Origin of the sequence: Streptomyces pinistramenti (assembly GCF_020564935.1) — a bacterium.
Taxonomy (GTDB): Bacteria; Actinomycetota; Actinomycetes; order Streptomycetales; family Streptomycetaceae; genus Streptomyces; species Streptomyces pinistramenti.
Map to the genome: position 1 here is coordinate 174,985 of NZ_JAJCXB010000001.1, position 18,021 is coordinate 193,005.

General features: G+C 69.6%; 14 protein-coding genes and 2 pseudogenes. 11 read left to right on the forward strand and 5 right to left on the reverse strand.

The features are described 5' to 3' along the window. Positions 1–6: 6 nt before the first annotated feature. Both LIU39_RS00935 and LIU39_RS00940 read right to left on the reverse strand, forming a co-directional pair. Positions 7–1,197, reverse strand: a complete 1,191-nt coding sequence (locus LIU39_RS00935; protein ID WP_227043453.1) for a saccharopine dehydrogenase family protein — start codon at positions 1,195–1,197, stop codon at positions 7–9. Between the two features lie 173 nt (positions 1,198–1,370). Continuing rightward, positions 1,371–2,111 carry an MgtC/SapB family protein gene (locus tag LIU39_RS00940; RefSeq protein WP_227043454.1) on the reverse strand — a complete coding sequence of 247 codons (741 nt, stop codon included), beginning with the start codon at positions 2,109–2,111 and terminating at the stop codon, positions 1,371–1,373. Positions 2,112–2,279: 168 nt separating this feature from the next. Between LIU39_RS00940 and LIU39_RS00945 the strand changes: the two genes are divergently transcribed. The 5 genes from LIU39_RS00945 to LIU39_RS00965 all read left to right on the forward strand — a co-directional run bounded on the left by LIU39_RS00945 (position 2,280) and on the right by LIU39_RS00965 (position 8,765). Beyond that, complete coding sequence (locus LIU39_RS00945; protein ID WP_227043456.1) at positions 2,280–2,660, forward strand: MmcQ/YjbR family DNA-binding protein; 381 nt, start codon at positions 2,280–2,282, stop codon at positions 2,658–2,660. A gap of 209 nt (positions 2,661–2,869) precedes the next feature. Beyond that, positions 2,870–4,021 carry a CaiB/BaiF CoA transferase family protein gene (locus LIU39_RS00950; protein WP_227043665.1) on the forward strand — a complete coding sequence of 384 codons (1,152 nt, stop codon included), beginning with the start codon at positions 2,870–2,872 and terminating at the stop codon, positions 4,019–4,021. 107 nt (positions 4,022–4,128) lie between these two features. Then, a complete protein-coding gene (locus LIU39_RS00955) occupies positions 4,129–5,271 on the forward strand; it encodes an acyl-CoA dehydrogenase family protein (protein ID WP_227043458.1) in 1,143 nt (380 codons plus the stop codon). 63 nt (positions 5,272–5,334) lie between these two features. Further along, positions 5,335–6,549, forward strand: coding sequence for an acetyl-CoA C-acetyltransferase (locus tag LIU39_RS00960; protein WP_227043460.1), 1,215 nt, complete (start codon positions 5,335–5,337; stop codon positions 6,547–6,549). A gap of 50 nt (positions 6,550–6,599) precedes the next feature. Continuing rightward, positions 6,600–8,765: a 3-hydroxyacyl-CoA dehydrogenase NAD-binding domain-containing protein gene (locus tag LIU39_RS00965; protein ID WP_227043667.1), complete on the forward strand. Its 2,166-nt coding sequence runs from the start codon at positions 6,600–6,602 to the stop codon at positions 8,763–8,765. 42 nt (positions 8,766–8,807) lie between these two features. On the opposite strand, the gene LIU39_RS00970 is transcribed toward LIU39_RS00965, so the two are convergent. Next, positions 8,808–9,536 carry a MerR family transcriptional regulator gene (locus tag LIU39_RS00970; RefSeq protein ID WP_227043462.1) on the reverse strand — a complete coding sequence of 243 codons (729 nt, stop codon included), beginning with the start codon at positions 9,534–9,536 and terminating at the stop codon, positions 8,808–8,810. A 242-nt stretch (positions 9,537–9,778) separates the two neighbouring features. Here LIU39_RS00970 and LIU39_RS00975 point away from each other — a divergent pair, with 242 nt between their 5' ends. From LIU39_RS00975 to LIU39_RS01000, 6 genes and pseudogenes are all read left to right on the forward strand, one after another. Then, a complete protein-coding gene (locus LIU39_RS00975; RefSeq protein WP_372463768.1) occupies positions 9,779–10,573 on the forward strand; it encodes a TnsA-like heteromeric transposase endonuclease subunit in 795 nt (264 codons plus the stop codon). Continuing rightward, positions 10,573–12,030: a hypothetical protein gene (locus LIU39_RS00980; protein ID WP_227043467.1), complete on the forward strand. Its 1,458-nt coding sequence runs from the start codon at positions 10,573–10,575 to the stop codon at positions 12,028–12,030. The genes LIU39_RS00975 and LIU39_RS00980 overlap by 1 nt, the downstream gene beginning before the upstream one ends. Before the next feature lie 92 nt (positions 12,031–12,122). Next, complete coding sequence (locus LIU39_RS00985; protein WP_227043469.1) at positions 12,123–12,590, forward strand: hypothetical protein; 468 nt, start codon at positions 12,123–12,125, stop codon at positions 12,588–12,590. A gap of 216 nt (positions 12,591–12,806) precedes the next feature. Further along, complete coding sequence (locus LIU39_RS00990) at positions 12,807–13,163, forward strand: site-specific integrase (protein WP_227043471.1); 357 nt, start codon at positions 12,807–12,809, stop codon at positions 13,161–13,163. Next, positions 13,160–15,802 carry a tyrosine-type recombinase/integrase gene (locus tag LIU39_RS35150; protein ID WP_227043474.1) on the forward strand — a complete coding sequence of 881 codons (2,643 nt, stop codon included), beginning with the start codon at positions 13,160–13,162 and terminating at the stop codon, positions 15,800–15,802. The genes LIU39_RS00990 and LIU39_RS35150 overlap by 4 nt, the downstream gene beginning before the upstream one ends. After that, a pseudogene (locus tag LIU39_RS01000) lies at positions 15,799–16,071 on the forward strand (DUF6262 family protein); the annotation flags it as partial. The gene LIU39_RS35150 and the pseudogene LIU39_RS01000, both read left to right, overlap by 4 nt. Before the next feature lie 429 nt (positions 16,072–16,500). Here the strand turns inward: LIU39_RS01000 and LIU39_RS01005 are convergent. Both LIU39_RS01005 and LIU39_RS01010 read right to left on the reverse strand, forming a co-directional pair. Continuing rightward, positions 16,501–17,091 (reverse strand): annotated as a pseudogene (locus LIU39_RS01005) (transposase family protein); the annotation flags it as partial. 203 nt (positions 17,092–17,294) lie between these two features. Next, positions 17,295–18,014, reverse strand: a complete 720-nt coding sequence (locus tag LIU39_RS01010; protein ID WP_227043476.1) for a VC0807 family protein — start codon at positions 18,012–18,014, stop codon at positions 17,295–17,297. Between the last annotated feature and the right edge of the window lie 7 nt (positions 18,015–18,021).

Sequence of the window (18,021 nt, forward strand, 5' to 3'; positions counted from 1 at the left end):
GGCGGATCAGCCCCGTACGACCCGGAAGGTGATGCCGGCCTCCTGGAGCCGCACAGTGAGGGCGTCCCCCATGGCGACCGCAGGCGTCACCTGGCCCGCGGTCTTCGGTAGTTCGTCAAAGGCGAGGCTGAGGGCCGATTCGGCCAGCATCTTGGCCGTATCGCCGTAACCGGGATCGCCACCGGACACCTCGGTGAGCAGCCGCTGCCCGCCTCCCTGGGCGACGAAGCGGAGGGTGAACCAACTCTTCGCCCGCCGCTCCGGGCTCGGCCCCTCGCCCGGCTCCAGATGCCCGGCCAGCCACCGCCGTGCGGGCGGCAGTTGGGCCAGCGCGGCCACCGCGCCGGCGCCCAGCACACCCCCCACCGCGACCGGCAGCCGGCGCACCCCGGCGTAGTGGCGGTAGCGGAAGTCGGGTCCGTAGCGCTCCAGCGCGGCGGCTGAGCGGCCGATCACCTGGGGATCGAGGGTCGGCAGCGGCACACTCCATGGGTGCGTCGGGCCGCTCCTGAGAGGCGGGCCCGGAGCGGCCCGCACCGTACGGCCCTCCGGGATCGGCGGCTCCTTCAGCCGTCGCTCGCGGGCCGCCCGTGCCATGTCGCGCGGGCGGGACATCGCGGTCAGCGTCGAGGCCAAGGTGCCGCCGGAGAACATCGCCCGCGCCCGCACGAAGCCGTCGATGCGCAACGGGACGTCCTCCGGGAGGTGCTGCACGGTGAAGAGCACTCCGAGGTCGTGCGGTACCGAGTCGAAGCCGCAGGAATGCACGAGGCGGGTGCCCGAAGCGCGGGCCGTCGCGTCGTGACGCAGGTACATACGGTCGATGAACTCCGGCTCGCTGCTCAGGTCGACGTAGTCGGTGCCGGCCTCGGCGCAGGCGGCGACCAGGGGTTCGCCGTAGGACAGGTACGGGCCGACGGTTGTGGCCAGCACCCGGGTGCCGGCGGCCAGTGCGCGCAGCGATTCCGGATCCGCACTGTCGGCCCGCAGCAGCGGCAGGTGCGCGCAGTCCGGGTCGATGGCGGCCAGGCGGGCACGCAGCCGCTCCAGTTTCGGCACGCTGCGCCCGGCCAGTGCCCACCGGCAGTTCGTGGGGGCGTGCGCGGCCAGATATTCGGCGGTGAGCGCCCCCACGAATCCGGTTGCGCCGAAGAGGACGAGGTCGTGGGCCCGTCCCGGAGTGTCCTGCCGTCGCATCGAGCGTCCTTTCGCCTGGGGCTCCGGACCCTAAGTAGTCGCCGGCCAAACATCAACGCGTCGCCCGGAAGGTGCGGTTGGCGTGTCGTGACGCCTTTCCGGGTGGCCGCGCCTGCGGCACCGGCGGCCCGTCATACGGAGCGCCCCTCCCCGCCGGCGGCGCTCCGGCAGCGTCATTCCGTGCTGTCGCCCTGCCGCCCCAACGCCACTCCCCGCACGCCGTCGAGTTCGGTGAGCGCCTCCACCAGAGAATGCGCCGATGCGGTGCCCTCCAGGCGCAGCAGCACCTCGGCCGAGACCCGTTCGTCCTCCACGCCGGTCTCCACCTGGACGTCGGTCACCCGGAACCCGCTGCTCGTGCACATCTCCAGCATCCGCCCCAGCAGCCCGTGTTGGGAGCGGTAGGTCAGGCGCAGTTCGACGTTCTCCGGCAAGCGGGTGGGGCCGATGCGTTCCGACACCTTCGAGAAGCCGCGGACGATGAGGAAGTGCACGGCCGTCGCGCCGGCGGCCAGCAGCGGCAGGCCGCCGCCGCACGCCATGCCGATCGCACAGGTCAGCCAGATCGTGGCGGCCGTCGTCAGCCCGCGCACCGCGTCCTTCTTGACGAAGATCAGTCCGCCGCCGATGAAGCCGATGCCGGAGACGACCTGCGCGGCGACACGGGACGGGTCGAGGGCCACGCCGTCCATCCCCAGCAGCGCGCCGAAACCGTGTATCGACACCTCCATGAACAGCGCGCTGCCCACACCGACGAGCGTGTGGGTGCGCAGCCCGGCACTCTTCTGCCGGGCCTCCCGTTCCAGTCCGATCAGCGACGACAGCAGCAGCGCTATCGCCAGCTCGGCGAATTGACGCGGTCCCTGACCGCTGTGGATGTCGAAGAGGGCGGCGGCGAGATACGGGTGCGACATGCAGACATTGTCTCTCCGCAGACGGCGAATCCCCGCTCCGCGGGCCGTTGTCAGTGGTCGCCGTTAGCGTGGTGGGCGATGGAACGTGGCGTGGGCGAAAGCACCGCGGGACGACGGCATTCCGGTGCTGTCGACCGATACCGACGGGGGAGTGACATGGAGGTTCGCATGACGAAGGCGGCGGGCGCGGCGGAGGTGCGCGAACGGATCCGGGGGTATGCGCTGCGGCTTCCCGGCGCGTCGGAGGAGTTCCCGTGGGGTGAGAGCGTCGTCAAGGTCAACGACAAGGTCTTCGTCTTCCTCCGAGCCGAAGACGACGGCGGCCCCCTGAGAGTCACCCTCAAGCTCAAGGATCCGGAGGCGCACGCCCATGCGCTCTCCGCCCCTGGTGCCGAGCCGGCCGGCTACGGCCTGGGCAAGGCCGGCTGGGTGACGGTGCCGCTGGCGGAACGGGGCGCGCCGCCCGCCGAGTTGCTCTGTGACTGGGTGGAGGAGTCCTATCGCGTCATAGCCCCGAAGAGGCTCATCGCCGAGCTGGACGGGGGATAGCGGCGCACGGTCAGCAGTGCGCAAAGGCCCGTGGCGGCGATGGCAGTTGAGCATCGTCACCACGGGCCTTTTCCGTGGCGGGTCTTGACTCGGAGGGCTTGTGGAAAGTGGAACACGTTCTTAACATCACGAGTGTTACATCAGAAGTGTCACAGTGGGGCAGAGCGAGGGGCGTGAGGGTGGAGTCAGGCAACGGCCCGCTCAGCGGGGTGCGCGTGGTGGAGCTGGCAGGCATCGGCCCCTGCCCCTTCGCAGCCATGACACTGGCCGACCTCGGTGCCGACGTCGTGCGGGTGGACCGGCCCGGAGGCGCGGGGCTCGGCATCGACCCGGCATACGACCTCACCAACCGCAACAAACGCTCGGTCCTCATCGATCTGAAGAGCCCCGACGGAGCGCCCCGTGTCCTGGAGCTGGCCGAGCGCGCCGACGTCCTGATCGAGGGCTTCCGCCCCGGTGTCGCCGAACGTCTCGGGGTCGGCCCGGACGACTGCCTGGCCCGCAACCCGCACCTCGTCTACGGCCGGATGACCGGCTGGGGGCAGCAGGGTCCGCTGGCCGACACCGCGGGGCACGACATCGGCTACATCGCCATCACCGGTGCCCTCGGCATGATCGGCGCACCCGACGCACCTCCCGTCGCCCCCGCCAACCTCCTCGGCGACTACGCGGGTGGCTCCCTCTACCTCGTCATCGGCATCCTCGCCGCGCTCCAGCACGCCCGGAACGGGGGTGGCCGGGGCCAGGTCGTGGACGCTGCGATCGTCGACGGCACCGCCCACCTCTCCGCGATGATCCACGGCATGCTGGCGGCCGGCGGATGGCAGGACAGACGTGGCGCCAACCTGCTCGACGGCGGCGCGCCGTTCTACGGCACATACGAGACAGCGGACGGCGCCCATATGGCGGTCGGCGCCCTGGAACCGCGGTTCTACGCCGAGTTCATCCGCCTGCTGGGCATCGAGGACCAGGCACCCGACCGCAACGACCTCGCTGCCTGGGCGGAGTTGCGCAGCGCCATCGCCGCCCGTTTCCGGACCCGTACGCGCGCGGAATGGACCGCGGTCTTCGAGGGGACCGATGCCTGCGTGGCGCCCGTACTGACCCTGCGGGAGGCGCCGGCCCACCCCCATCTCGCCGCCCGCGGCACCTTCATCGACCACGGCGGCCTCACGCAGCCCGCTCCTGCCCCGCGCTTCTCCCGCACCCCGGGCGCGGTGCGCAGACCGCCCGCGCAGCCCGGCGCCGACACCGAGGAGGTAGCCCGCGACTGGCAGATCCCCGGCCTCCTCGCCGACGGCCACCCCGCCACGCCGCGCGCGGCGGACGACCGTGACGGGCAGCAGGACGTGGGCAGTTGAGGGAACCCACCACCACACCCCGGTACCTCGGCGCCCGGCCCTTCGGCCCGGAGCCGGGCGAGCCGGCCGACACCGTCAAGAACTGGCTCTGAGGAGGGCCCGGACAGATGAAGCGCCAGATCTTCACCGAGGACCACGAAGCCTTCCGCGGGACGGTACGCACCTTCCTCGCCAAGGAGGTGACACCGCACTACGAGCAGTGGGAGAAGGACGGCATCGTCAGCCGGGACGCCTGGCGCGCGGCGGGACGGCAGGGGCTGCTCGGCCTGGCCGTGCCCGAGGAGTACGGAGGCGGCGGGAACGCCGATTTCCGCTACAGCGCCGTGCTGGCCGAGGAGTTCACCCGGGCCGGCGCGGCCGGGCTCGCGGTCGGGCTGCACAACGACATCGTCGGCCCGTACCTCACCTCGCTCGGCACCGGGGAGCAGAAGCGGCGCTGGCTGCCCGGATTCTGCAGCGGCGACCTCATCACCGCCATCGCGATGACCGAACCGGGTGCCGGGTCCGACCTCCAGGGCATCCGCACCGGAGCCGAGGACCGCGGCGACCACTGGCTTCTGAACGGCTCCAAGACCTTCATCTCGAACGGCATCCTCGCCGACCTCGTCATCGTCGTCGCGAAGACGACACCCGAAGGCGGGGCGCACGGCCTGAGCCTGCTGGTCGTCGAGCGCGGGATGGCGGGCTTCGAGCGCGGCCGCAACCTCGACAAGATCGGCCAGAAGGCACAGGACACCGCCGAGCTCTTCTTCCGCGACGTCCGGGTGCCCAAGGAGAACCTGCTCGGCGAGCTGAACGGCGCCTTCGTCCATCTGATGACCCATCTCGCGCAGGAACGGATGGGCATCGCCGTCGCCGGGATCGCGGCCGCCGAACACCTTCTGGAGATAACCCGCCAGTACGTCAAGGAGCGCGAGGCGTTCGGGAGGCCGCTGGCCAAGCTCCAGCACGTCCGCTTCGAGATCGCCGAGATGGCCACCGAGTGCGCCGTCACCCGCGCCTTCCTCGACCGCTGCATCGCCGACCACGCCGCGGGCGAACTCGACGCGGTGCATGCGTCGATGGCCAAGTGGTGGGCCACCGAACTGCAGAAGCGCGTCGCCGACCGCTGCCTCCAACTCCACGGCGGCTACGGCTACATGACCGAATACCGCGTGGCCAAAGCCTTCACCGACGGCCGCATCCAGACGATCTACGGCGGGACCACCGAGATCATGAAGGAGATCATCGGCCGGTCCCTGCTCGGCTGACCCAGGACCGTTCGGTCCGCACCCGCCGCGACCGCTCCACCCCCATGCGAAAGGCTGCCTGACTTGAGCACCGAAGCGTACGTATACGACGCGATCCGCACCCCGCGCGGCCGCGGCAAGGCCCATGGCGCATTGCACGGCACCAAGCCCGTCGACCTCGTCGTCGGCCTCATCCACGAACTCCGCAGCCGCTTCCCCGGCCTGGACCCGGCGGCCATCGACGACATCGTGCTCGGCGTGGTCAGCCCGGTCGGCGACCAGGGGTCGGACATCGCCAAGGTCGCCGCCATCGCCGCGGGGCTGCCCGACACCGTGGCCGGCGTCCAGGAGAACCGCTTCTGTGCCTCCGGCCTGGAAGCCGTCAACCTCGCCGCCGCAAAGGTGCGTTCCGGCTGGGAGGACCTGGTCCTGGCCGGCGGCGTCGAGTCGATGTCGCGCGTCCCCATGGCATCCGACGGCGGCGCCTGGGCGATGGACCCGATGACCAACTTCGCCACCAACTTCGTCCCGCAGGGCATCGGCGCCGACCTCATCGCCACCATCGAGGGCTTCTCCCGCCGCGACGTCGACTCGTTCGCCGCCCTGTCCCAGGAACGCGCCGTCGAGGCATGGAAGAACAACCGCTTCGAACGCTCCGTCGTCCCGGTACGCGACCGCAACGGCCTGGTCGTCCTCGACCGCGACGAGCACATCCGCCCCGGCACCACCGCCGATTCGCTGGCCGGCCTCAAGCCGTCCTTCGCGATGATCGGCGACGCCGGCGGCTTCGATGCGGTGGCACTCCAGAAGTACCACTGGGTCGAGAAGATCGACCACGTGCATCACGCGGGCAACTCCTCCGGGATCGTGGACGGTTCCGCCCTGGTCGCCATCGGCAACGCCGAGGTCGGTGAGCGCTACGGTCTCGCGCCCCGGGCCCGGATCGCCGCGGCCGCCGTCTCCGGGTCCGACCCGACGATCATGCTGACCGGTCCGGCGCCCGCCGCCCGCAAGGCCCTCGCCAAGGCCGGGCTGACCATCGACGACATCGACCTGGTCGAGATCAACGAAGCCTTCGCCGCCGTCGTGCTGCGCTTCGCCAGGGAGATGGGGCTCTCCCTCGACAAGATCAACGTCAACGGCGGCGCCATCGCCATGGGCCACCCGCTCGGCGCCACCGGCGCGATGATCCTCGGCACCCTCATCGACGAACTGGAACGCCAGGACAAGCGCTACGGCCTGGTCACCCTCTGCGTCGGCGGCGGCATGGGCATCGCCACCGTCATCGAGCGCCTCTGACCGCCCGTCCCACCCCTTACGGAGAAGCCACAGTGAGCGAGACCTCTGCGATGTCGACCATCCGCTGGGAGCAGGACGAGACCGGCGTGGTCACCCTGGTCCTGGACGACCCCGGCCAGTCCGCCAACACCATGAACGACGCCTTCAAAGCCTCCCTCACCGCGATCGCCGACCGTCTGGAGGCCGAGCAGGACAGCGTCCGCGGCGTCATCTTCACCTCCGCCAAGAAGACCTTCTTCGCCGGCGGCGACCTGCGGGACCTGATCGCGATCACCCCGGACCGGGCCCAGCAAGCATTCGACGCGGGCAACGGCATCAAGCGCGACCTGCGCCGCATCGAAACCCTCGGCAGGCCCGTCGTCGCCGCCATCAACGGCGCGGCCCTGGGCGGCGGTTACGAAATCGCGCTGGCCTGCCACCACCGCGTCGCCCTGGACACCCCCGGCACCAAGATCGGCCTGCCGGAGGTCACCCTGGGCCTGCTGCCCGCGGGCGGCGGTGTCACCCGTACGGTCCGGCTGCTCGGCATCGCCGACGCCCTGCTGAAGGTCCTCCTCCAGGGCACCCAGTACAACGCCACCCGCGCCAAGGACAACGGCCTGGTCCACGAAGTCGCCTCATCCCCCGAGGAGTTGCTGGCCAAGGCCCGCTCGTTCATCGACGAGCACCCCGCATCCCAGCAGCCCTGGGACGTCAAGGGCTACCGCATCCCCGGGGGCACCCCGGCCCAGCCGAAGTTCGCCGCCAACCTCCCGGCGTTCCCCGCCAACCTCAAGAAGCAGGTCAACGGCGCGCCCTACCCGGCGCCGCGCAATATCCTCGCCGCGGCCGTCGAGGGCTCCCAGGTCGACTTCGAGACCGCCCAGACCATCGAGGCGCGCTACTTCGTCGAGCTGGTCACCGGCCAGATCTCGAAGAACATGATCCAGGCGTTCTTCTTCGACCTCCAGGCCGTCAACTCCGGAGCCAACCGCCCCCAGGGCATCGCTCCCCGCACGGTCGAGAAGGTCGCGGTGCTCGGCGCCGGCATGATGGGCGCGGGCATCGCCTACTCCTGCGCCAAGGCCGGTATGCAGGTCGTGCTCAAGGACGTATCGGCGGAGGCCGCGGCCAAGGGCAAGGCGTACTCCGAAGGGCTCCTGGCCAAGGCGCTCGCCCGCGGCCGCACGACCGAGCAGCAGCGGGACGAGCTGCTGGCCCGCATCACGCCCACCGCCGACCCGCAGGACCTCGCCGGCTGTGACGCGGTCATCGAAGCGGTCTTCGAGGACGTCTCGCTCAAGCACAAGGTCTTCCAGGAGATCGAGCACCTCGTCGCTCCCGATGCGCTGCTCTGCTCCAACACCTCGACGCTGCCCATCTCGGGACTGGCCGAAGGGGTCGAGCGCGACGGCGACTTCATCGGACTGCACTTCTTCTCGCCGGTCGACAAGATGCCCCTGGTGGAGATCATCAAGGGTGAGAAGACCGGCGACGAGGCGCTGGCCCGCGCCTTCGACCTGGTCCGCCAGATCCGCAAGACCCCGATCGTCGTCAACGATTCGCGCGGCTTCTTCACCTCCCGCGTCATCGGCCACTTCATCAACGAAGGCGTGGCGATGGTCGGCGAGGGCCTCGACCCGGCCTCCATCGAGCAGGCCGCGGCCCAGGCCGGCTACCCGGCGAAGGTCCTGTCGCTGGTGGACGAGCTGACCCTGACGCTGCCGCGCAAGATCCGCAAGGAGACCCAGCGGGCGGTCGGGGAGGCCGGCGGCAGCCGGCAGCCGCATCCGTCCGACGCGGTCATCGACCGGATGGTCGACGAGTTCGGCCGCCCCGGGCGCAGTGGCGGCGGCGGTTTCTACGAGTACGGCGATGACGGCAAGCGGGCCGGTCTGTGGCCGGGGCTGCGCGAGCACTTCACCGACAAGGACGCCGCCATTCCGTTCATCGACATGCAGGAACGGATGCTGTTCTCCGAGGCGCTGGACACCGTCCGCTGTTTCGAGGAGGGCGTGCTGACCTCGGTCGCCGACGCCAACATCGGCTCCATCTTCGGTATCGGCTTCCCGGGCTGGACGGGCGGCGTGATCCAGTACATCAACGGCTACGAAGGCGGCCTGCCCGGGTTCGTGGCCCGCGCCCGCGAGCTGGAGGCGGCCTACGGCGAGCGGTTCGCGCCGTCCGCGCTGCTGGTCGAGAAGGCCGGGAAGGGCGAGAAGTTCAGCGACGGCTGACGGGCGGCGGGGGCGGCCGCCAGAGAAAGCGGTCCGCCCCCGTCACTCCCCGGTCCCGCCGAACCACTCCCGCAGCTCTTCCTTCATCGACCGCTGGAAGGCCGTGACCAGCGCCTGCACGACCATGGGCTGCATATGGGCGGAGAGCGACTTCATCCGCGCCATCTCCTCGGGGTCGGGCCCGCCGCCGCGGTAGGGCTCCCCCATCTCGTCCTTGAAGAGCCGGCTCAGCTCGCGGGCCGCCGAGCGGGTGTGTTCGAGGACGACGGTGCGTGCCGCGAGGATCGTCTCCAGGGCGATCGGCACGTCGAGCAGCCGGGTGCCCAGGTGCAGCAGCCCCGGGTCGACCTGGAAGACGTCCGGGGCATCGGTGCGCACCAGCACGCTCAGGGCCGCGAGCCGGTCCAGATCGTCCTCGGTCAGCTCCCGGCCGACCCGGCGTTCCAGCTGGTCACGGGTGGTGTCCTCGGCCTTGTCCGGGATCCAGCTCGCCACCAGCGCCCGGTGGATCGCCAGGTCCTGGGCGCTCAGATCGGGCGGCAGCTGCCGCAGATAGCGCTCGATGGCGGACAGCGTCATGCCCTGGTGCTGGAGTTCCTCGATCAGCGCCAGCCGCGAGAGATGGTCCGGTCCGTAGCGGCCGACCCGGCGCGGGCCGATCTCGGGCGGCGGCAGCAGTCCGCGCGTGCTGTAGAAGCGGATCGTGCGGACGGTGACGCCGGCGCGGGCGGCCAGTTCGTCGACCGTCAGGCCGGTGGCGGACTCCATCATGTTCAACAGTATTGCTGTCTCACCATTCTTGTGAAACCTCCGGGACCGCCGCGGCCGCGCCGGGGACATGAGCCAGTGTGACTGCTCATGCTTGTTTGCGAATGCTCGCGTTAGTTTGCGAGACGGGCTGAGTGAACGATCGAGTTACGGGCAATATCGGTGATCGTCTGTGGACGGCGGGCCTGCTGTGCTCCCGTGGAGCCATGACGAGCCCGAGGACGAAGCCCCTCGTCCGTTCCGACGTGTGTCCGTTGAAGAAGTTGATCGTTCCGTACAGCGGCGGTGGGACTCGCAGCAGGCTGTCGCTGGGGGAGGAGTGGACGCGGCGGTGGACCGGCTCGTGGATCATCGGTGACGGCGAGGTTGCCTGGCCCGTACGTGACCTGGCCTCGGTGCCTGTGCTCTCGTCCCGGCCGGTTCGCAAGTTCACGTGGAGGGCCCGTCAGGGGAACCGGCCTGGGCTGCAGTTCATGGTGTCGACCGGCCGGCACCATGCGTTCGAGTCACTGGAGGAGCAACGACTGCTGCTCGCACTGGACTTTCTCGGCGTGAGTGAGGTGTTGCCGCAGCCGTTCCGGCTCGACTTCGACCACGTTGGTGGTCGTGGCCAGCACATCCCTGACTTCCTGGCCGTGATGCCCGGGGGCTTGGTGCTCTTCGACGTCCGGCCGGGCAATCGGATCGAGGACGACGACCGGCTGAAGTTCGACGCGGCGGCGGAGGCCGCGGCGGCCTGCGGCTGGCAGTATGTGGTGGTGACAGGATGGCGTCAGCACGTTCACAGCGTCCTGGATCATCTGTCGTCGCAGCGTCGGCCTCTGAAGGATCAGCTCGGGCTGCAGCGGCAGCTGATCGGGCAGGTCAATCAAGGGCCTTTGCCCTTCGGCGAACTGGTGGATCGCACGATCCTGCCGGCGGTGGCCCGGGCGCATGCGACGCATCTGCTCTGGCACCGGCGTCTCGCGGTCGGCCTGGGCCGGCCGCTCGGCGACGGTTCGCTGGTCTGGCTCGGGCAGCGACCTCGTCGGATGCCGTGATGGCGGGCGAGCGTGGTCTGTTGAACCTCGCGCCGGGCAGCCAGCTACGGCTGAACGGCGTCGAGTGGACTGTCGACGCGATCGAGCCGCAGAAGGGGCGCTTCGCCCTCTCGGACGGCGAGGGCCGGTCCGAGGTCCGCCCGATCCGCTGGCTGATCCACCACCCGGACGCCCGCCCTGTCAGCACGGCGGCCTCTTTGGTGCGGCTGGCCGACACTGGGCAGTCCCGGTCTCTGGCGGACCTGACGCCTGACCAGTTGGAGCTGGCCCGGATCCGGGCCGAGCACGTGCTGGAGGCGGCCACCGGGTTTCGCGGCGGCCGCGCGGACCGCGCCCGGCCGGGGGAGCCTCGGTCCGCATACGACCCGGCGACGACCACGCTCGGTCAGCGCCGGGCCGCGAAAGTTGTCGAATGCCGGTCCATGCCCCGACACGAGGCAGCCCGGCTGGGGCTGCAGTTCATGGGCCGCAGGACCTTGGAGACGCTCACCGTCTTGCGCGGGGAAAGCCTGTTGTTGGCTTGTGCGGACGGCCGGTGGACCCGCCGCAGTGGCGGTCACCGCAGCGTCACGGAGGAGGTCCGCCAGGCGATCTTCGCGGTCAAGGCCGAATGCGGTGACCGATCCACCATCTCGATGGCGGCCAAGCACCGGCTGGTGCATCAGTTCATGGCGGAGACCTTCAAGGATTTCCCGACGGAGAAGATCCCCAGCCGGATGACGCTGACCCGGGTCTGGGACGAGTGGTTCGGCTGCACCGGCGCCAGGGCCCGTTACGCGCGCTCGGCCCAAGCCGCCGCAGAGGCAGGAGTCGGCCAGAGGCTGGTGGTCTATCGCCCCGGCCAGGTGATCGCCTTGGACTCGACGCCGTTGCCGGTCAAGCTCCGCGAGACGGTCTTCGGCGAGGCGGTCTCCTCGACGCTCACGCTGGGGTTGGACCTCTATACGCATGGGGCGCCCGCATTCCGGCTGACGCTGGAGTCGGACACCTCGGTGGACGTCGCGATGCTGCTGCGGGACGTGATGCTGCCGCTGCCGATGCGTGAGAGCTGGGGCGAGGACATGGCCTGGCCCTATCCCGGGGTTCCTGCGGACATCGTTACCGAGTTCGCCGGCCATGAGGTCGCCGCCTTGCCGTTCTTCGCACCGGAGACGGTGACCACCGATCACGGCAGCTCCTATAAGAACCACGACCTGGTTGAGGCCGAGAGGGTGCTGGGCTGCAACATCCTGCCGGCCCGCACTTTCCGGGCCAGCGACAAGTTCGCGGTCGAGCGGGCCTTTCGAGCGTTCAACACCATGCTGCTCGAGCATCTGCCCGGCTACACCGGCGTCGATGTCGCCGACCGCGGGGCCGACCCCGAGGGGGACGCGGTGCTGACCAGATCGCAGATGGAGCACGTGATCGCGACCTTCATCGTGAAAGTCTTTACCGACCGTAGTTTGTGCTGTTCGTGATGTCTGTTCGAGCCTGTGGCATGGACGTCATGGGCTTGTTTACCGACCGGGTTCAGGACGTTCGTCATGTTCTGGAGTCGGTATGGAGGACGATGGTGCGGCACCTTGTGGTCGGGGACTTGAGGGTCCAGCGGATCGAGCGGAAGGGCGGGTGGAGGTCATGGACCATCGTCTGGCCCGAGGGTGCTCTCCACGCCGAAGCGGACAGGTTCCTGCGCGTCCATGACGGCTCGGGCACGCAGAAGACTTACGCGTACTACCTGGTTGATCATCTGCGATGGCTGGAGCGGGAGTGCCTGGCCTTTGGCGCGGTCCAACTGCGCGACCTGGAACGGTACATGGGCATTGTCGGCGCCGATGTCCACATGCCGCTCGGCGAGCCGTGGCGGGTGGGCAAGCGGCCCTACGGCCGGGACGCGTCGGCGACCGCGGCGTCCTGCCTGAAGGGCTTCTACCTGCACCAAGCCTCTCTCGGCGTCAATGTGGGCCTCGGTGAGAAGCTCGACGGCACGCGGCTGCCGTCGCGAGTGGACCGGCGCCGCTCGCTCCTCGGCACGTGAAGACGGCCATGCCAGCGAACCCGCTCGCGCCGAAGGGACCACACCGCCGGCACCCGAAGATGCTGCCCGACGGCGCGAGGGAGAAACTGTTGGCGACGGTGAACTCGGCCCGGGACCGGATGATGGTTACCTGGCTGGCCGACGGCGGCCTGCGCATCGGCGAGCTCTGCGGGCTGCACGGTTACTGGCGGGCTGATCAAGCGGGTCAGCCCGGCGATGGTGCACTCCTACTTCGAGTACCTCACCAGCGAGTACCCGCGCGAAGCAGGACATGGCATGCTCCTGGTCCAGCTGCACGGCGCCTGCGCCGGACAGCCGTGGGCGCCGGTCGGGGCCCGCCGGATGCTCGGCCGGGCCGGGAATCGCGCTGGTCTGGGGCTGGTGAAACCCCACGCCTTCCGGCACACGTTTACTTCCGCGGTCCTCGACGCCGCCGACGGCAACTTGCTGATCGCCCGGGACGCCGGCGGCTGGGCCTCGGCCGCCACCGTCGACGAGGTCTACGGACACGTCGACATCCACGACCCCGCCTTCGACTCCGCTCTGCGCGCGGTCTGGGGTGAGACGCGGTGACCGAGACAGTTCCGGCCCCGGTTCGGGTTGGGCGGGAGGGACGGGACCGGTTCGAGATCATGACCGCGCTGGTCAACTCCCCGACCTTCGATCCGGTGTTCCGCTCGGAGATCGTCGAGATCCCACCAGACCACCCTGTCTACCGATGGATCTGCCTGGTCACCGATTGCGAACGGCCGAGAGCAGGCCGGGGAGATCTCTGCGGCGCCCACGAAACTGCCTGGCGTCGGCTCCGCGCGGAGCAGTCCCGGGCAGACTTCCTGCGCACCGCCGACCTGGTCGGGCACGGCGAGGAACTGCGCGAACGGCCGTGCCGGCTATGCCCCGAGCGGCCGTCACGCCAGTTGACGTGGGAGTTGTGTCACCACCACCAGTTCAGCTGGTATCACCACCGTGACCGGCACGGAGACGCCGCCGACTTCGACAGCTGGCTGGCCAAGCAGTCGCCCCGGCCCGGATATGGACGCTGCAAGGCCGTGGTCTGCCCTGACCTGGTGGAATCGCCCCTGGGGCTTTGCTGTCGGCACCATCGGCGCTATCGCAGAGAGGGACGGCCGGGCGGAGCCGTGCTGCCCGCGCAGTGGGGCAACCGCTACGAGCGGGTCGGTTCGCCAGTGCCGGTCGCCTACGACAACGAATCGGACTTCCGGTGGTGGTGCTCAAGGACAGCGCCGGTATCCCGACCGGGTCAGATCAACCTCCGGGGTCTGCACCCGCTCCTGAGAGCTGAGACCCAGTGGGGACTGTTCGTCCATGCCCGTGGATCGGGCAGGCGCTGGGAACTCATCCAGGTCCAGAGCCTGGCGGACTATTGTCGCGACCACGGATTTCACTCGCTCACCGACCTGGCTGCCGACAGCCTGGACCTGGACGAGGAAGATAGTCGGCTGACCACAGCTGGCCTGGACGCCTCCTACCTCGCCCGGATCCTCATAGACCTGCTCACCCCGCTCTATGTGACGCCGGAGCAGACCCGCGAGCAGGGCTACCTGAACACCGAGCATTTCGGCCGCAGGCTGAACAACCGGTCGGCACGCATCGACCTGACCCCGATATCCCAGCGATGGCTCCGCGACCTTGCCTGGGATCATTTCGCCGCGATACTGCGATCACCGAGCTGCCCGCGCTCAGGTCACACCTTCGACGGCACCCGGCGGGCCTGCACCGAACTCAGCGCCTTCCTGGAGATCCAGGCCCCCGGCGGCAGTCACGACCCAAGGCTGCTTCGGGCGCATCACGTTCACGACTTCGCTGCCGACCAACGGCTGCGGGAACTGGACGGGCTGCCGTCCCTGGGAATGAAAGGTCTGCACGGGAAGCCTTCCATCGTGACGGCCTACACCCGCCAGATGGTCTTCACCCGCACCCGGCGGATTCTCTTGGAAGCCCTGGAATCGGTCGAAGCCGAACGGCTCGGCCTCGACCGGGGTTTCGTCACCGCCATGCCCCCTCCGGGAAGGATCGTCACCCGAACACGAACCCCCTTCTCCGACGAAGTCGCCCGGGCCCTCGCCGCGGAAGCGAACCTGCAGACGCTCGCCGCCTGCCACGACCCGGCCGACCGCGGACTGCGCGACGCCTGGGAGACCATCGTCGTCACCGGACGACGCTGCAGCGAGGTGATCAAACTGCGTCTGGACTGCCTGGGCCGCTACGGCGGCCTCCCCATGCTCTGGCACGACCAGACGAAGGTCGGCAACTACGACGCCGCGATCCGCATCCCAGAACAGCTCCACCAGCGGCTGGAAGCCCGGCAGCGTAAGACCCTGGCGCTGTTCGCCACGCGCCACAACCGCCAGCCGACCCCGGAGGAGCGCGCCCACCTGCCGCTGTTCCCCAGTAACCAGCGCAACAGTGACAGCCGCCGGCCGCTGTCCTACCAGTGGTTCCACCGGGGCTTCAAAGCATGGATCAACGGCCTCGACATCGGCCGGTGGGTGCCCCACCAAGCCCGGCACTCGCTGGCCACCAGCCTGCTTCGAGCCGGAGCGAGCCTGACCCACATCCGTCGATACCTCGGCCAGGTCTCCGAGCGCATGGCCGAGCATTACGTCCACCTCGCCCAGTCCGACCTGGAGAGTGTGCTCCAGCACGTCTGGGTCGCCGGCCCCGGTGCCGCCAACCCCGGCGAAATCCTCACCGACGACCTCACCCCACTCACCCGAGAGCACGCCATGGCCATCGCCATCGACCTCGGCCGCCGCAGCACCCCCGCCGAGGGTGGCTTCTGCACCTTCCAGCCCGTCGTCGACGGCGGCGACTGCCCCTGGAGCCTCAACTGCCACTCTTGCGACAAGTTCGTCCTGTCCGGGGCCGACCTCCTCTACTGGCGGCGCAAGCGCGAGCAGTGGCGACTGCTGGCCGAGGGCGCCCCGGACGATGCCACCGCCGACTACCTGCACGCCTACTTCGAACCCACCGCCCGCGCCATCGACGGCCTGGAGAAGGCCCTGGCCGGCCTCGGCCTCCTCGATGACGCCCTCGCCCTGGACCTGCGCAAACCCCAGGACTACTTCCACCGTGTCTGGTCCACCGCCTTCCGCGCCACCGACCTCGCCGACGTGGGCAGCGACGAGCCGGACGAGTACAGCGATGCGTGCACAACCAACGGCGACGACCCCGAACAGGAAGCCGCATGAACACCGCCACCGTTTCCGAGCCCCGCACCGCGGCGGCCCTGGCCGCCCGCCGTCGCAAGACCGAGACCGCCCTTGAGCGGGTCCGCCAAGCCCTCGCCCGCCTCCGGCGTGAGAAGGCCCAGGTCAGCGTGACCGCCGTCGCCCGCCGAGCGGACGTCTCCCGCACCTTCCTCTACGACAACACCGAGGCCAGAGCCGCGGTCTCCGCAGCGATGGCTGAGGCCGGCGAACGCCGGGCCCAGACGCTTGCCGAACAGGATGACGAACGCGAAGCGATCTGGCGCGAACGCGCACTGAACGCCGAGGACGCCCTCAAGGCCGCCCGAAGCGAGATTCTCGCCCAGCGCACCCGTATCGGCGAACTCCTGGGCCAGGTCCGAGACTTGCAAGCCGAATGGACCCAGGAATCCGTCCAGCGGATCACCACCGAGAACACGACTCTCAAGCAGCGGGTCCGCCAGCTCACCACCGACAACCGCACCCTCGAAGAGCGGCTCAAGGCCGCCCGCTCCAACCTCGTTTCCAGGACCGGCGCGTCGCCGACCTCGAAGCCCTCGACATGTGGTGGTGGCGGCGACACCCGCGTCTGCTCGTCGGCGATCTCGGCCGCTCGCTCCGCTCAGCGGGCGCCACCGACTGATCATCGACAGGACAACGCCCGAGAATCCGCCAGGCCAGGGCCACTGAGCCTTTTCCAACCGGTTGACGGCTTGTTGGCCTGCGGAGAGCGTCTCCCAGCGGCCCCAGTAGGGCAGTCGTATGGTGTCGCCGGCGCCGCGGTAGCCCTTGTCGGCGAAGCATTCGAGGCCGGCTTCGGTCAGGGCGTCGAGGATGCCGTGGGTGCGGGCGGCCTTGATGTCGTGGATGGTGCCGGGCAGGGCAGGCGAGGCCCACAGCAGTCGCCCCATCGGATCGGTGATGACCTGCACGTTCATGCCGTGTTTCTTGTGTTTCCCGGAGTAGAAGGGCCAGTCGGCCGCTGTCCGGTCGATCGGCAGCAGCGTGCCGTCCAGCATCACGAACGCCTTGGTGGAGGCGGTCTTCATCGCTCCGGCGAGGGTCGGCGCGAGAGCGGCCAGGACGTCGATGGCCTCGACGACGTACCGGTAGGCGGTGGCGGTGCCGCCGCCGAAGCCGGCGGCGAGCTGGGCGTAGGTATGGCCGCAGCGCAGGTGTGCCAGGACGAGCAGGGCCTGACGGCCCGCGCTCACGCGACGCCAGCGCGTTCCGCGTTCCTGGCGGTGGATCCGCAGGTGAGTGGCCAGGTAGCGCAAGGTCGAGCTGGACACATCGACGCCGGCGGGTAGACAAGCACGCGGAAGCTCCTGGCAGACAGGCGATCTTGGTCGTGAACCCGTCTACTGGCCGTGGGCTTGCCGACCCCGCTGAAGGCACCACGCGAGGCTTCGGGTGCCGCGTAGTCGTGTGTCGGTCCTGGAGTGGCTGTTCGGAGTGGGCAGGGCACGGTCGGGGTGCGGCGGTGACAGGTCGGCTACTGACGTGTGATCGGTGTGTCGGAGCCGCCCTCGAACGTGCCAGCCGGGGGCTGCGACGGGTCGGAGCTGGGCGTGGCCGCGGCCTTGAACAGCGGGGCCAGTGACCGACGCATGTACCGCCCTGTCCCGACGGCCACGAGCAGTGCCATGACCGGCTCGACGAGCGAGGTGACAGCGGCGGACACGGTCACCGGGAGCGTGTAGGCGAAGGCGACGCAGGCCAGGGCCGACACACCGAACGCGACCGCCCACAGGACAGTGAGGATCCGCATGGCGCGTAGACCACGCGGTTGGCGGGAGACCGCGTTGAATCGCGGGGCCGCATCGGGCCGGTTGCGGATGGTGAAGTAGCGCGCGATCAGCAAGATCAGCGGGCTGCGTGTGGGCACCGAGACGGCCGCGGCCACGGCAAGGGCCAGGTAGATCAGGCCGCCGCGCGCGATCACCGCCCGGGCGTCGTGGGTCACCAGCGCCAGCACCATCGACACCACGAGGAAGATCAGGATCAGGCCGGAGATCGCGTTGAACGGACGTCCACGGAGGCGGTCGGCGATCAGTCGAGCCAGCGGGACGACCGAACCGGCGAGATAGGCGAGCACGTCACTGATCCCGAACGCCCGCAGGACGTAGAAGACCAGTATCGACGGGACCACGTCGACGACGAGGTTGAGCAGTATCGAGCGCCAGGCACTGGGGGCCGGGGCTGGGGTGGTCATGAGCGTG